A 14,936-nucleotide genomic window follows, 5' to 3' on the forward strand; every position below is an offset into this window, starting at 1 on the left:
CATAGTGCCAGTATATTTAAGCGGAAAGTTCAAGTTGCATGATTAAGGTATTGACCAGCTGATTCACGCTGGGCTTGCCAGTTTCAATCACATGATCGGCGATTTCGCGATAAAGAGGATCACGAATAGTGTATAAATTTTCCAGAATTTGTTTGGTATCGCCATTGAGAAGCAAAGGGCGTCCGTCGCCCCCTTTAGTACGATGCCAAAGCTCATTTGGATTTGCATGAAGATAAATGACGGTACCATGCTCGCGGAGCGCTTGACGGTTGTCGGGAAATAAAACAGCACCACCACCCGTGGCTAAGACAATGTCATGCTCATTTGTAATTTCTCGAATGACTTGCGCCTCTCGTTTACGAAACCCTTCTTCGCCTTCCATCTCAAAGATCACTGGAATCTTGACGCCACAGCGCTCTTCAATCACATGATCAGCATCTAGAAAGCGGCGACCTAATTTCTTAGCCAGCATTTTGCCCACGGTCGACTTACCAGCGCCCATGAGGCCAATGAGAAAGATATTATTCGTCGGAGAGTTCACCCTTTGATTTTATTAGGGTTTATCAATAACGGTAGGCGTTAGGAAGACAAGTAGCTCAGTTTTGTCTTGTAATTTAGATTTATGGCGAAATAAGTGGCCAATGAGAGGAATATCACCTAGCAAGGGGATTTTGACTTCATCTTCCCTTTCGGTTGTCTGAAAAATACCCCCAATAATGACTGTTCCTCCGCTCTCAACGGTCACCTCAGAACTCAAACTTTTAGTATCAATGGCGTATCCCTGCTCTGTTTTCATACCAACGGTGTCCTTATTAATGCCAACAAGCATGGAGATTTTTCCGTCAGGATGAATTTTTGGCAAAACTTCTAAGCGCAAATTAGCCTTCCGAAATTGCAATTTACTGCCATTTTGTGAGGTCGTTTGATAGGGGAGCTCAGTACCTTGTTCGATAGTAGCTTTCACTTGATCACCGGTCATGATGCGGGGGTTAGAAAGAATCTTGCCTTGGCCATCCGATTCAAGGGCTGATAGTTCCATTTGTAAAAGACGACTCCCATTTCTAGAGACTAGAGTTGTAGCCACAGTTGCTGGATTAAATCCACTTAAGCCCGATCCACCTAAATCAACATTGCTAGAAACTTTCTGATCCGGGTTGCCACCTAAGGAATTCGCTTGGTAGCCAAGCTTCACCCCTAGTTCACGGGCAAAGCGCTCATCAGCTTCTACAATGCGGGCCTCAATGAGTATTTGCCTTGGGCTGTTAACGTGGTCGCCACCAAAGGGTAGGGCAGCATCTTCACGACGATACTTTTGGAATGCGGTAATTTCTGCATGAGGACCAATCCAGTAAATATCGCCGTTACGAACTAGCCGTAATCCCCTACTCGCTAGAATCGCATCAAGCGCTGTATGCCAGGGCGTGTTATTGAGTTCAATCGTCATCCTGCCTTTGATGGATTCGCTTAACAAAAAGTTGGTGTTAGAAAGTTTTGCAAGCACCTGCAAAAGCGCAGTCACTTCAATATCGGTAAATTGCAAACTAATGGGGGCTTCCAGCAAGTTTTGTGCGGGCATGTTGGCGCGTATTGGACTAAGAAAAAAAATGGATAAGAGGCCAATACAAAAACTGAATTTTTGAATGTTTTGGTGCATGCGTTATGGGGTCTGCTTTATTCGGTTTTCGAGGATTTGAGACTTAGGGTTTTGCCTTTGCTATGGCTTAGAGTGGCCAGATCTTTATCAAGTTGAGTCAAGCGCCAATCTCCCAAAACAAGCATCCCCTTTTGAAACATCACAGTGCCTTGCCCAGAATCAAAAAATGCCTGATGGGAGCCCCCCATTTGGCTAGCCCCCAAATATCGCCAGCGACGTAACTCCACCTCATGAGGAAGCGCTTGAGGCTTGGCGGTAACTTTATGGGTTAACTTATTTTCTATTAATGAGTGAACACTCACTTCTATTAAATCCATTGCTTCATATAGGTCGTCTTGCTCCATTTGCAATTCAGTACGTAACAGAATGAATTCTTTTTTAAGATCAGTAATTTCCTTATGCGACTCTTGGATCTGAGCTTGGGAACTTGTTTTTAGAGAGTCATAGCCAACCAAAAGCGCAATACTAGTACCGAAAACGCAGGCAGCAAAAGCAAGGAATCCTCCTAATTTTGGAATCTGACCCAATAGATTTTGGCTACCGAAGGCCTCTGGCTCGGTTCGATCTTTGTTTGGTGTTGAGGGCTTTAAAGGGCTGCCCTTGGGGTAACTGGGTTTACGAATTCCATGGGGATCAGGAATAGCTGGATCATCACCAAGCTCACTCAAAATATCGTCGAAAGATTGGGGGGAAATATGGCGAGATGGCATGACCTTATTTTCAAGTTTAGGGAAGGAATAGCCATCGGCTTGGTTTGAAGCTCATGTCAGACAAGACAGGCATCAAAACTCAAAAACAAGGGTTTTGGAACTTTTAGGCAAATTACTTAAGCACCCTATAATTTGAGCTTATGGCCCTCCCCCCAAAAGACAAGCCGCCGCAAAATCAGCGCCCAAGCCGTCAAGACGATAGAAGTCCGCGATACTCCCGAGTGGGGCCTGACTCAACCCGAAAATCCTCTAGCAATCCTTTGGTGAAAGCCATATTGATTATTGGCGTGGTGTTTGCAATGGTAGTGACGCTGTTGATGGGCTACGCATTTTTAGTAGCCAAACCAAATTTACCGAAAATCTCAGCTTTAACCGATTACAACCCGAAAACCCCGCTCCGAATTTATACGGCAGATAAGGTTTTGATTGGCGAGTTTGGGGAAGAGCGCCGCAAAGTGATCCCACTGGCTGAAATTCCAAAAAGCATGCGTAATGCTGTCTTAGCTATTGAGGATGATCGCTTCTACTCCCATGGCGGTGTCGACTACGTCGGGATTTTGAGGGCTACCTTGACTAATTTGCGGGGAAATTTATCTCAGGGCGCTTCCACCATCACCATGCAGGTGGCTCGAAACTTTTTCCTGAGCAATGAGAAAACATTCAGTCGAAAAATCTATGAAGTTTTATTGGCCTGGGAAATCGAGGCGCAACTAACAAAAGATAAGATTCTTGAAATCTATATGAATCAGATTTTCTTGGGTCAAAGGGCTTATGGTTTTTCAAGTGCCGCCCAGATTTACTTTGGCAAAGAATTAAAAGACATCACGATTGCAGAGTCTGCAATGTTGGCAGGATTACCAAAGGCGCCTTCCGCGTATAACCCTGTCTCGAATTTCCGACGAGCCAAAATTCGTCAGGAATATATCTTGCAGCGCATGCGCGATTTGGGATACATCAGCTCTGAGGAATATCAAATAGCCATGATTGAGGAGTTGCGTATTCGCGGCTTGGGTAATGAATTTACTGTGCGCGCAGACTTCCCTGCAGAAATGGTTCGACAGTTACTTTTTACTCAATACGGTGAGGCGATTTATTCTCAGGGAATCGATGTCTATACAACGATCTTAAAGGCGGACCAAGATGCCGCTCATAAAGCTGTGCGTCGTGGCATATTTGAGTATGACTTACGACACGCTTATCGTGGTCCAGAGGGCTTTATTGATCTTCCTGAGGATCGTGTCAAGCGGCAACGCGCTATCGATGAGGCTTTACTTGCCTATCCACAGTTAGATGATTTGCAATCTGGTGTTGTGCTCGATGTGAAACCAAAAGAAATGCAAGTCATGATTGCTACTGGCGATACAGTCATCTTAAAAGGTGATGACATGAAATTAGCCTCAGCATCAATTACTGATAGCGCTCAGCCCAAAAAACGTTTACGTCCCGGTGCGATAGTGAGATTACTTTTAGACGGGGGGGTGTGGAAGTTGGCGCAGCTACCTCAAGTCGAAGCAGCTTTTGTTTCAATGAATGCAGATACTGGCGCGATTTTATCCTTGGTCGGGGGTTTTGATTTTCGACGCAATCAATTCAACCACGTGACTCAGGCTTTACGACAGCCCGGCTCTTCGTTTAAGCCATTTATCTATGCCGCAGCAATAGAGAAAGGCTTTACACCAAACACGATGGTCAATGATGCACCTTTATCGATTGGTAGCTTGGAAACAGGTAGCCAGGCTTGGGAACCAAAAAACTATGACGGTAAGTATGATGGCATGATACGTTTACGCAATGCCTTGGCTAAATCAAAGAATTTAGTATCGGTTCGTATTATTCGTGCAATCGGTCCTTCCTATGCACAAGAATATATCCAGCGATTTGGTTTCGAACCTGAAAAACACCCACCTTATTTGACAATGGCTTTGGGTGCTGGTTCAGTAACGCCTTTGCAGATGGCCTCAGCATATAGCGTATTTGCCAACGGCGGATATCGCGTTGATCCTTTCTTAATTGATAAGATGATTGACGCTAAGGGGGCTGTTTTATTTGAGGCAAAACCTACCCATGCTGGTAAGGATGCCGCTCGCGTACTAGATGCTCGTACGGCTTTTGTAATGGACAGCATGCTCCAAGAGGTTACCAAAACTGGCACCGCTGCTTCTGCCCGCCCTAAGCTTGGTCGTAATGACATTGCTGGAAAAACCGGCACTACCAATGACTCTCATGACGCTTGGTTTGCTGGATACAACCCGAAGATCGTAGCAGTTGCTTGGATTGGTTTCGATAAGCCAGCTAGCTTGGGTGATCGTGAGACAGGTGGAGGGCTCGCTCTGCCAATGTGGATTTCATATATGGCTACCGCTTTAAAAGATATCCCGCAGGAATCGCGCATCGTGCCAGAGGGCGTTACACAAGCTGATGGAGATTGGTTTATTCCAGAATTTGCTCGAACTGGCGGAGTTCGTGAACTGCAATAGTTCTTCATCATCATGGCTCGGCAAGCACGAACTCTAATACCTGGCCAAGTAATGCATGTGATGGTTCGTGGCAATAATCGCGAGACTATTTTCTTTGGAGGTGAGGATCGTCACATTTACTTGGAGTGGTTGCGAGAAGCAGCGAGACAATTTGCTTGTGCTGTACATGCATTTGCATTAATGCCTAATCATGCGCATTTATTGTTAACCCCACAAAAAGAAGATTCTTTAGCTAAAACGATGCAATCGCTAGGCCGTCGTTATGCCCAATACTTTAATCAACAACATCATCGTTCTGGAACGATTTGGGAAGGACGTTATCGCTCCTCTTTAATTGACCCAGATTATTTTTTACGTTGCCAACGCTATATTGAGCTCAATCCGGTAAGGGCTGGGTATGAGTCAAGCCCACAAGACTCCAGTTGGACTAGCTTTGCCACTCATATTGGAGGAAAGAGGGAGCCTTGGTTGGCAGACCACCAGCACTTTTGGAGGCTAGGTAATACGCCTTTTGAAAGGCAAATGAACTGGGCGAACTTTGTAAAAGAGGGTGCGCCCCACTGGGAAGACCAGCAAATCACCGAATCCTTGCTTCGATCCAAGCCTTGGATTAGCGATATTTATGCAAATAAGCTATTTAAGGATGATCCAGAGGCGACCAAAATCCGGGATCGTGGCCGTCCTAGAAAAATTAAGTTAATAAATTCAGTAACTTAGAAGTTTCCTAGTGGTTAGTGACAACTGTAGTGCCTTAACTCTGTCCCCTTTTAAGTCTCTCATTGTGGTGCATGCTGTAAATAAATGGGACAGACTCATTTTATTTCTGTTGCATCGATATGGGTATTCACCTATATTTGATCCTCCAAAAGTTATTTGGCCTTTGTCGCCCCTCGGAAATACTATGACTACACAATTCAATGCGGATCTTCGACCAATCGCTCAAGGGCTATATGACCCACGTAATGAGCATGACGCCTGTGGCGTAGGATTTGTTGCACACATCAAGGGTAAGAAATCTCACGAAATCGTTGCTCAAGGCTTAAAGATCCTTGAGAACTTAGATCACCGGGGCGCGGTTGGTGCCGATCCATTAATGGGCGATGGTGCGGGAATCTTGATTCAGATTCCAGATACTTTGTATCGCGAAGAAATGGCCAAGCAAGGAGTTACCTTGCCGCCGTTAGGCGAGTACGGTGTTGGTATGATTTTCTTGCCAAAAGAGCAAGCATCTCGTTTGGCTTGCGAGCAAGAGTTAGAGCGCACTGTGCGTTTAGAAGGTCAGGTTGTATTGGGCTGGCGAGATGTTCCGGTAGATGTGAAGTTGCCGATGTCTCCAACAGTGCAAATGACAGAGCCATTCATCCGTCAAATTTTTATCGGCCGTGGGCGCGACATCATGACGACGGATGCGCTTGAGCGCAAGTTGTATGTGATTCGTAAAACAGCGAGCCATGCAATTCAGGATTTACATTTGAAGCACGGTAAAGAATATTTTGTTGCTTCGATGTCTGCACGAACCATTGTTTACAAGGGCCTGCTGTTAGCCAATCAAGTGGGCGCATATTACCAGGACTTGCAAGATCAACGCACCATATCAGCACTTGCATTGGTGCACCAGCGCTTCTCTACCAACACTTTCCCTGCTTGGGAATTGGCTCATCCATACCGCATGATTGCTCACAATGGTGAGATTAATACCGTTAAAGGTAACGTCAATTGGGTCAATGCACGTGAGGGTGCAATTAGTTCGCCAGTATTGGGTGACGACCTACAGAAATTATGGCCATTGATTTACCCAGGCCAATCTGACACTGCTTGCTTTGATAACTGTTTAGAGTTGTTGGTGATGTCTGGGTATCCGTTGGCACAAGCCATGATGATGATGATTCCTGAGGCATGGGAACAACACGCATTAATGGATGACAATCGCCGCGCTTTCTATGAATATCATGCGGCCATGATGGAGCCCTGGGATGGCCCAGCTGCAATGGCATTTACCGATGGCCGTCAAATTGGCGCAACTCTAGATCGCAACGGTTTGCGTCCAGCACGTTATTACGTAACTGACGATGACTTGGTCATCATGGCTTCTGAAGCCGGTGTACTCCCTATTCCTGAGAGCAAGATTGTTCAAAAATGGCGGCTGCAACCTGGCAAGATGTTCATGATTGACATGGAGCAAGGTCGAATCATCGATGACGTTGAGCTCAAGAATGCTGTATCAAAAGCCAAACCTTACAAGAGTTGGATTGATGCAGTGCGAGTAAAGCTTGATGAAGTTGATGCCAGCAAAGCAGATTTGGTAGATGAAAAAACGACCATTCGTCCAGCCGCAAAATTATTAGATCGTCAGCAAGCCTTTGGTTATACCCAAGAGGATATTAAGTACCTCATGGCTCCAATGGCCATGAACGGTGAAGAGGCAATCGGCTCAATGGGTAATGACAGCCCATTGGCTGTGCTCTCAAACAAGAACAAGCCCCTCTATAACTACTTCAAGCAATTGTTTGCGCAGGTAACCAATCCACCGATTGATCCAATTCGTGAAAACATGGTGATGTCATTAGTCTCATTCATTGGGCCAAAACCCAACTTGTTAGATACCAACAATATCAACCCTCCAATGCGTTTGGAAGTCAGTCAACCAATCTTAGATTTTGATGACATCACGAAGATTCGTCACATTGATCACTACACCAATGGTAAGTTCCGCTCTTATGAGCTCGATATTTGCTATCCAGCAGCATGGGGTAAAGATGGTATCGAAGCACGCTTAGCATCATTGTGCGCAGAAGCTGCTGATGCAGTACGTTCTGGTTACAACATCTTAGTTGTCAGTGATCGTCAAGTGGATGAGAAGCATGTTGCTATTCCTGCTTTATTAGCAACTTCAGCAATTCACCAGCATTTGGTACAAAAAGGCTTACGTACTAGCGTAGGCCTCGTAGTTGAGACAGGCAGCGCTCGTGAAACACATCACTTTGCGCTCTTGGCTGGCTATGGCGCTGAAGCAGTTCACCCATATTTAGCCATGGAAACGTTGACCGATATGGCTAAAGGCTTATCAGGCGATTTATCTGGTGAAAAAGCGGTTAAGAACTACATCAAAGCAGTTGGTAAGGGTCTGCAAAAGGTGATGTCTAAGATGGGCATCTCTACCTATATGTCCTATACCGGCTCACAGATTTTTGAAGCGATTGGTTTAAATCCTGAAATCATCAATCAGTATTTCAAGGGCACCCCATCAAACGTTGGTGGTATTGGTGTGTTTGAGGTGGCTGAAGAAGCCCTACGTATGCACACGGCTGCGTTTAGCAATGATCCAGTCCTAACTAATATGCTTGATGCTGGTGGTGAATATGCCTTCCGTATTCGTGGTGAGAACCATATGTGGACACCAGATACGATTGCGAAGTTACAGCACTCTACTCGAATTGGTGCAGAGAAGGGCTACCAGACCTATAAAGAGTACGCCAATATCATCAACGACCAAACCAAACGTCAAATGACACTGCGTGGTCTGTTTGAATTCAAGATCGATCCCGCTAAAGCCATTCCATTAGATGAGGTTGAGTCTGCTAAAGAAATCGTGAAACGTTTTGCTACGGGCGCAATGTCTTTAGGTTCAATTTCTACTGAAGCGCATGCTACTTTGGCAATTGCGATGAACCGCATTGGCGGAAAGTCCAATACTGGAGAAGGTGGTGAGGATCCTAACCGCTATATTAATGAGCTCAAAGGCATTCCAATTAAGAAGGGCGAGACCTTAGCGAGCGTTTTGGGTAGCGATGTAGTTGAAGCGAATATTCCATTGCAAGATGGCGATTCATTACGCTCAAAGATCAAGCAAGTAGCTTCAGGTCGTTTCGGCGTAACTACTGAGTACTTACGTTCTGCGGATCAAATTCAGATCAAGATGGCACAAGGCGCTAAGCCAGGTGAGGGCGGTCAATTACCGGGTGGCAAGGTATCTGACTACATTGGTAAGTTACGCTTCTCTGTGCCGGGTGTTGGTTTGATTTCTCCGCCTCCACACCATGATATTTACTCAATTGAAGATATTGCTCAGTTAATTCATGATTTGAAGAACGTCAATCCAAAAGCAGATGTTTCTGTTAAGTTGGTATCTGAAGTTGGCGTTGGTACGGTTGCAGCTGGTGTTGCTAAGGCAAAAGCAGATCACGTGGTGATTGCTGGCCACGATGGTGGTACTGGCGCCTCACCACTTTCTTCGATTAAACATGCTGGTTCACCATGGGAACTCGGTTTGGCTGAAACACAGCAAACATTAGTTCTAAATGGTTTGCGTAGTCGTATTCGCGTTCAGGCTGATGGTCAAATGAAGACTGGTCGTGATGTCGTGATCGGCGCACTGTTGGGCGCAGATGAATTTGGTTTTGCCACAGCGCCATTGGTAGTTGAAGGCTGCATCATGATGCGTAAGTGCCATTTAAATACTTGTCCAGTGGGCGTTGCTACGCAAGATCCAGAATTGCGTAAGAAATTCTCTGGTAAGCCTGAGCACGTTGTGAACTTCTTCTTCTTTATTGCCGAAGAGGCTCGCGAGATCATGGCGCAATTGGGTATTCGTAAGTTTGATGACTTGATTGGCCGCGTTGATTTGTTAGATACTCGTAAGGGTATTGATAACTGGAAAGTACATGGCTTAGATTTCAGCAAGATCTTTGCTGAGCCAAAAGTAGCAAGTGATGTTCCACGCTATCAAGTGCTGACACAAGATCATGGCCTAGCAAGCGCTCTAGACAATATCTTGATTGAGAAGAGTGAGCCCGCTTTAGAGCGTGGTGAGAAAGTCTCATTCATTGTTCCGGTGAAGAACGTAAACCGTACTGTTGGCGCAATGCTTTCAGGCGAAGTGGCACAGCGCCATGGTCACGCTGGCTTACCTGATGACACTATTCATATTCAATTGAACGGCACTGCCGGCCAAAGCTTTGCAGCTTTCTTAGCTCGCGGCATTACTTTGGATTTGGTCGGTGACGGCAATGACTATGTTGGTAAGGGCTTATCTGGTGGGCGCGTGATTGTTCGTGCTCCACATGAGTTCCGTGGCGATACAGCGAAGAACATCATTGTTGGCAATACTGTTTTGTACGGTGCAATTGCTGGTGAAGCCTTCTTTAATGGGGTTGCTGGTGAGCGTTTTGCAGTGCGTAATTCTGGAGCCACTACGGTTGTGGAGGGTACTGGCGATCATGGCTGTGAATACATGACTGGTGGAACCGTAGCGGTGCTTGGTACTACTGGGCGTAACTTTGCTGCAGGTATGAGCGGTGGCATTGCTTATGTCTATGACGAAGATGGCCTGTTCGCTAAGCGCTGCAATACCAGTATGGCAACTTTAGAAAAAGTATTGCCTGCAGCAGAGCAAATTGCCAAGATGCCTCAGTCTGAGTGGCATGCTCCAGTTGATGTGAAAGATGGTGGCGAGCGTTTAACAGACGAGCAAATTTTGAAGAACTTAATTGAGCGTCATTTCCGCTATACCGGTTCAGAGCGTGCTAAAGCACTCTTGGCAGATTGGGAAAATACTCGTAGCCGTTTTGTGAAAGTTCTCCCAACCGAGTACAAGCGTGCTCTTGGTGAGTTGTGGGACAAAGCAAAAAACAAAACTGTCGTTGCTTAATCAATAGAGATATTAAGAAAAAGATACTAAGGATTAGATATGGGTAAGGTCACTGGATTTATGGAGTTTGAGCGTGTCGACGAAACATACGAAGCGCCTGCTAAACGTCTCCACCATTACAAAGAGTTTGTTATTGCTTTAACTGATGATGAGGCGAAGATTGAGGGCGCTCGTTGTATGGATTGCGGCATTCCATTCTGCAATAACGGATGCCCTGTAAACAATATCATTCCAGATTTCAATGATTTAGTTTTTCATAATGACTGGAAGAATGCTCTAGATGTTTTGCAGTCAACCAATAACTTCCCTGAGTTCACGGGCCGTATTTGTCCTGCGCCTTGCGAAGCTGCCTGCACTTTAGGAATCAATCGCGCCCCTGTTGGCATAAAGTCTATCGAGCATGCCATCATTGATAAGGGCTGGGAAAATGGTTGGGTTAAGCCTCAGCCATCTAAAACCAAGACTGGCAAAAAAGTTGCCGTTGTTGGTGGTGGTCCGGCGGGTATGGCTGCGGCTCAGCAATTAGCGCGTGTTGGGCATGACGTTACCGTATTTGAAAAAAATGATCGCGTTGGTGGATTGCTGCGTTATGGAATTCCTGATTTCAAAATGGAAAAGTGGTTGATTGATCGTCGTGTAGAGCAGATGCAGGCTGAAGGCGTGAAATTTGAAACAGGCGTTTTTGTTGGTAAAGAAGCCATGGGCACTGAAGTCAAGAATTACTCTACAAAGACTGTTTCGCCAGAGCAGTTGATGAAAGATTTTGATGCAGTGGTGATTAGTGGTGGCGCAGAGCAACCACGTGACCTGCCAGTGCCTGGCCGTGAGTTGGCTGGTGTGCACTATGCATTGGATTTTTTAATTCCACAAAACAAAGAGAATGCTGGCGACTTCAAAAATGAAATTCGCGCTACTGATAAACATGTTGTAGTCATTGGTGGTGGCGATACTGGTTCTGATTGCGTTGGAACTTCTAACCGTCATGGCGCAAAGCAAATTACTCAGTTTGAATTGCTCCCTCAGCCTCCTGAAGTTGAGAATAAACCTTTGGTATGGCCTTATTGGCCAACAAAGTTACGTACATCTTCATCTCACGAGGAAGGTTGTGAGCGTGACTGGTCGGTAGGAACAAAGCGTTTTGAAGGTAAAAATGGCAAGGTAGAAAAACTCATTGGCGTTCGTTTGGAGTGGAAAGACGGCAAGATGACTGAAGTTCCAAACTCTGAATTTGAGATCAAAGCAGATTTAGTACTTTTAGCCATGGGATTTGTATCCCCAGCGCAGCAGGTACTCAATGCTTTTGGTGTTGAGAAAGATGCCCGTGGCAATGCCAAGGCTACTGTAGATGGCCAAAATGCCTATCAAACCAACGTTCCCAAGCTGTTTGCAGCTGGTGATATGCGTCGTGGTCAGTCTTTAGTTGTTTGGGCAATCCGTGAGGGTCGCCAATGTGCTCAGGCAGTAGATGAGTATTTGATGGGGTCATCTGTTTTACCCCGATAATATCGGGGATATGAACAGTGTCGACTCAACCTCTTTGGACGCAAGCAATCAAGCTCTAGGCGAAGTTGTCGTTTCTATTAAGAACGTAGACTTTTCCTATGCTCCAGGCGAGCGGCAGATTTTGTCTGGGCTCAATATGGATTTTCGTCGTGGTCAAGTAGTCGCAGTGATGGGTGGATCAGGCTGCGGTAAAACTACTATTCTGCGTTTAATTGGCGGTCAATTTACTGCTCAATCTGGCCAAGTGTTGTTTGAAGGCAAAGACATTGGCAAGATGACTAGCAATCAACTGATGGCTGCACGTCGTCGTATGGGCATGCTGTTTCAGTTCGGCGCATTGTTCACGGATTTAAGTGTCTTTGAGAATGTCGCCTTCCCATTGCGCGAGCATACTGATTTAAGTGAAGAGCTTTTACGTTCTTTAGTATTGATGAAGTTAAATGCAGTGGGCTTGCGAGGCGCACGTGATTTAATGCCATCACAAATTTCTGGTGGAATGGCAAGGCGCGTTGCGCTCGCTAGAGCAATTGCTCTAGATCCTCCACTCATCATGTACGACGAGCCTTTTGCTGGCCTAGACCCAATCTCTTTAGGCATTACTGCGCGATTGATACGGGATCTGAATAACGCCCTAGGAGCCACGAGTTTATTGGTTACGCACGATGTTGAGGAAACTTTTGAAATCGCTGATTATGTGTATTTCATTGCCAATGGCCGTATTGGTGCACAAGGCACCCCCGATGAATTAAGTCGCTCTACAGATCCGTTTTTTAGACAGTTTTTAGATGCAGCTCCTGATGGTCCTGTACCTTTCCATTACCCGGGTCAAAGCTTGGCAGAAGATTTTGGAGTCAGCATTTAATGACCACACTTCATAAACTTCTAGATTTATTCGGAGACCTTGGATTTTTTGTTCGCCGCAATTTGAGTAGTCTTGGGCTAGCTGCGCGAATGTTTCTTGCTGTGATTTTACGTTCGGGGTTCTTGTTCAAAAGACCTCGTTTAGTGATCGATCAAATTCTCTTCGTCGGCAACCACTCTTTTGTCATCATTGCAGTATCAGGTTTATTTGTTGGATTCGTGTTGGGCTTACAGGGCTACTACACCTTAAATCGCTACGGCTCAGAACAGGCATTGGGTTTATTGGTCGCACTCTCTTTGACGCGTGAATTAGGTCCAGTCATTACCGCCTTATTATTTGCTGGCCGAGCCGGCACTTCATTAACTGCAGAAATTGGTTTGATGAAAGCTGGCGAACAGTTAAGCGCTATGGAAATGATGGCTGTGGATCCATTGGGTCGTGTGATTGCCCCACGACTATGGGCCGGCATTATTTCTATGCCAATTTTGGCAACCATCTTTACTGCAGTAGGTGTCATGGGTGGTTATTTTGTTGGCGTCCCACTGATTGGCGTTGATTCCGGTGCCTTTTGGTCTCAAATGCAGGGTGGCGTTGATCTCTTTTCAGATATCGGTAACGGCCTAATTAAAAGTGTGGTCTTTGGCGTGGCAGTGACGTTTATTGCCCTTTATCAAGGTTATGAAGCTAAACCTACGCCCGAGGGCGTATCGCAAGCTACCACTCGGACGGTGGTGATTTCTTCTTTATCGGTTTTAGCATTGGATTTCCTGCTAACCGCAATGATGTTCTCGAACTAGAAAGAATAAACTGGGGCTCTTATGAGAAAAAGTGCAATTGATATTTGGGTAGGAGTCTTTGTTGCCATTGGTTTGCTGGCAGCTTTATTTCTGGCATTAAAGGTTGGCAATATGAACGCGGTGTCATTTGCGCCGACTTATAAAATTGCTGCCCGCTTTGATAATATCGGCGGTTTAAAGCCGCGAGCACCCGTAAAGAGTGCCGGTGTAGTCGTTGGCCGCATTGCTAGTATTTCTTTTGACGATAAAACCTATCAAGCAACTGTTGTGATGACGATTGAAGACTCTTACAAGTTTCCAAAGGATTCATCCGCTAAGATTTTGACTTCAGGTTTATTAGGTGAGCAATATATCGGTCTTGAGGCTGGCGGCTCCGATGATTTTTTGGCTGATGGTGGAAAAATTACTCAGACTCAATCAGCAATTGTTTTAGAAAATCTCATTAGCCAATTCCTTTATAACAAAGCAGCCGATAGCGGTCAGGACAAGGGCGCAGCAAAATAATGCTGTCAGCTGTTAAGTTCATTAGCAAAGCTAGACAATGTGCCTTGCTTTGTATCGTCTGTGCCTTGGTAGGCTGCGCCTCTATACCAGCAGGAGTTGAGCGCTCACCCCAGGATCCTTGGGAACCCTTCAACCGTTCGGTCTTTGAATTTAACGAAGGACTAGATGCCTATGTCTTAAAGCCGGTAGTGGCTGGTTACCGTTTTGTGTTACCTGAATTTGTACGCGATGGAGTTTATAACTTCTTTAGTAACTACAGCGATATTTACACAGCAATCTATAACTTATTGCAAGGTAAGCCGGGTGATGCATTCAATGACTTCATGAGGGTAGTCGTCAATACCACTATGGGATTGGGTGGGCTCTTGGATCTGGCAACGCCTGGCGGCCTTGAAAAGCATAAAGAAGACTGGGGTCAGACCTTAGGTGTTTGGGGTGTACCTGCAGGCCCATACGTGGTATTGCCATTCTTTGGGCCCAGTAATGTACGAGATACATTCGGTACGGCTGCTGACTTACAGTCTGATTACCTGTTTAGATTGTTGCCCGATGTAGCCTTACGAAACAGCATTACAGGTTTACGAGTAATTAATGCTCGCAATACCTACTACGAAGCTGGTGACTTATTGGATGGGGCCGCAATTGATAAGTACAGCTTCATGCGAGATGCCTATATTCAGCGTCGTCAGTATCAGATTAACGAGGGTCGTGATGATGAAGAGTCAACGCCACCTGTTTACCAGAATCCTTACGAATAAGTAGTTTGCTTAAGGGGCTAAAAT

11 protein-coding genes are annotated in these 14,936 nt (G+C 45.6%); 8 read left to right on the top strand and 3 right to left on the bottom strand.

The window, feature by feature from the left end; translation table 11 throughout:
• Positions 1-16: 16 nt before the first annotated feature.
• The 3 genes from ICN31_RS09485 to ICN31_RS09495 form a co-directional block, all read right to left on the bottom strand.
• Positions 17-541: a shikimate kinase gene (locus ICN31_RS09485; protein ID WP_370624333.1), complete on the bottom strand. Its 525-nt coding sequence runs from the start codon at positions 539-541 to the stop codon at positions 17-19.
• A 12-nt stretch (positions 542-553) separates the two neighbouring features.
• Positions 554-1,576: a secretin and TonB N-terminal domain-containing protein gene (locus ICN31_RS09490; RefSeq protein ID WP_216260938.1), complete on the bottom strand. Its 1,023-nt coding sequence runs from the start codon at positions 1,574-1,576 to the stop codon at positions 554-556.
• A gap of 95 nt (positions 1,577-1,671) precedes the next feature.
• Positions 1,672-2,364, bottom strand: a complete 693-nt coding sequence (locus ICN31_RS09495) for a hypothetical protein (protein ID WP_216260939.1) — start codon at positions 2,362-2,364, stop codon at positions 1,672-1,674.
• Between the two features lie 140 nt (positions 2,365-2,504).
• Between ICN31_RS09495 and ICN31_RS09500 the strand changes: the two genes are divergently transcribed.
• From ICN31_RS09500 to ICN31_RS09535, 8 genes are all read left to right on the top strand, one after another.
• The gene (locus ICN31_RS09500; RefSeq protein ID WP_216260941.1) at positions 2,505-4,841 is read left to right on the top strand and encodes a penicillin-binding protein 1A; all 2,337 of its coding nucleotides are present in this window, start codon (positions 2,505-2,507) and stop codon (positions 4,839-4,841) included.
• Between the two features lie 12 nt (positions 4,842-4,853).
• The gene (locus tag ICN31_RS09505) at positions 4,854-5,558 is read left to right on the top strand and encodes a transposase (protein ID WP_216260943.1); all 705 of its coding nucleotides are present in this window, start codon (positions 4,854-4,856) and stop codon (positions 5,556-5,558) included.
• A gap of 184 nt (positions 5,559-5,742) precedes the next feature.
• The gene (locus ICN31_RS09510) at positions 5,743-10,488 is read left to right on the top strand and encodes a glutamate synthase-related protein (protein WP_216260945.1); all 4,746 of its coding nucleotides are present in this window, start codon (positions 5,743-5,745) and stop codon (positions 10,486-10,488) included.
• A gap of 39 nt (positions 10,489-10,527) precedes the next feature.
• Positions 10,528-11,991: a glutamate synthase subunit beta gene (locus ICN31_RS09515; protein WP_216260946.1), complete on the top strand. Its 1,464-nt coding sequence runs from the start codon at positions 10,528-10,530 to the stop codon at positions 11,989-11,991.
• Between the two features lie 10 nt (positions 11,992-12,001).
• Positions 12,002-12,853, top strand: coding sequence for an ABC transporter ATP-binding protein (locus ICN31_RS09520; protein ID WP_216260948.1), 852 nt, complete (start codon positions 12,002-12,004; stop codon positions 12,851-12,853).
• Positions 12,853-13,650: a lipid asymmetry maintenance ABC transporter permease subunit MlaE gene (gene mlaE / locus ICN31_RS09525; RefSeq protein WP_088525644.1), complete on the top strand. Its 798-nt coding sequence runs from the start codon at positions 12,853-12,855 to the stop codon at positions 13,648-13,650. Before ICN31_RS09520 ends, mlaE begins: the two co-directional genes overlap by 1 nt.
• 21 nt (positions 13,651-13,671) lie before the next feature.
• Positions 13,672-14,154: an outer membrane lipid asymmetry maintenance protein MlaD gene (gene mlaD, locus ICN31_RS09530; RefSeq protein WP_088525645.1), complete on the top strand. Its 483-nt coding sequence runs from the start codon at positions 13,672-13,674 to the stop codon at positions 14,152-14,154.
• Complete coding sequence (locus ICN31_RS09535) at positions 14,154-14,912, top strand: VacJ family lipoprotein (protein ID WP_088525646.1); 759 nt, start codon at positions 14,154-14,156, stop codon at positions 14,910-14,912. Before mlaD ends, ICN31_RS09535 begins: the two co-directional genes overlap by 1 nt.
• Positions 14,913-14,936 lie beyond the last annotated feature (24 nt).

It is taken from the genome of Polynucleobacter sp. UB-Piko-W3 (genome assembly GCF_018881635.1).
In the GTDB taxonomy this organism is placed as follows: domain Bacteria; phylum Pseudomonadota; class Gammaproteobacteria; order Burkholderiales; family Burkholderiaceae; genus Polynucleobacter.

What these genes read in the sequence shown, in the direction of transcription:
- ICN31_RS09490 (WP_216260938.1), bottom strand. Translation starts at nt 1,576, where the DNA reads ATGCCCGCACAAAACTTGCTGGAAGCCCCCATTAGTTTGCAATTTACC.
- ICN31_RS09495 (WP_216260939.1), bottom strand. Translation starts at nt 2,364, where the DNA reads ATGCCATCTCGCCATATTTCCCCCCAATCTTTCGACGATATTTTGAGT.
- ICN31_RS09500 (WP_216260941.1), top strand. Translation starts at nt 2,505, where the DNA reads ATGGCCCTCCCCCCAAAAGACAAGCCGCCGCAAAATCAGCGCCCAAGC.
- ICN31_RS09505 (WP_216260943.1), top strand. Translation starts at nt 4,854, where the DNA reads ATGGCTCGGCAAGCACGAACTCTAATACCTGGCCAAGTAATGCATGTG.
- ICN31_RS09510 (WP_216260945.1), top strand. Translation starts at nt 5,743, where the DNA reads ATGACTACACAATTCAATGCGGATCTTCGACCAATCGCTCAAGGGCTA.
- ICN31_RS09515 (WP_216260946.1), top strand. Translation starts at nt 10,528, where the DNA reads ATGGGTAAGGTCACTGGATTTATGGAGTTTGAGCGTGTCGACGAAACA.
- ICN31_RS09520 (WP_216260948.1), top strand. Translation starts at nt 12,002, where the DNA reads ATGAACAGTGTCGACTCAACCTCTTTGGACGCAAGCAATCAAGCTCTA.
- mlaE (WP_088525644.1), top strand. Translation starts at nt 12,853, where the DNA reads ATGACCACACTTCATAAACTTCTAGATTTATTCGGAGACCTTGGATTT.
- mlaD (WP_088525645.1), top strand. Translation starts at nt 13,672, where the DNA reads ATGAGAAAAAGTGCAATTGATATTTGGGTAGGAGTCTTTGTTGCCATT.
- ICN31_RS09535 (WP_088525646.1), top strand. Translation starts at nt 14,154, where the DNA reads ATGCTGTCAGCTGTTAAGTTCATTAGCAAAGCTAGACAATGTGCCTTG.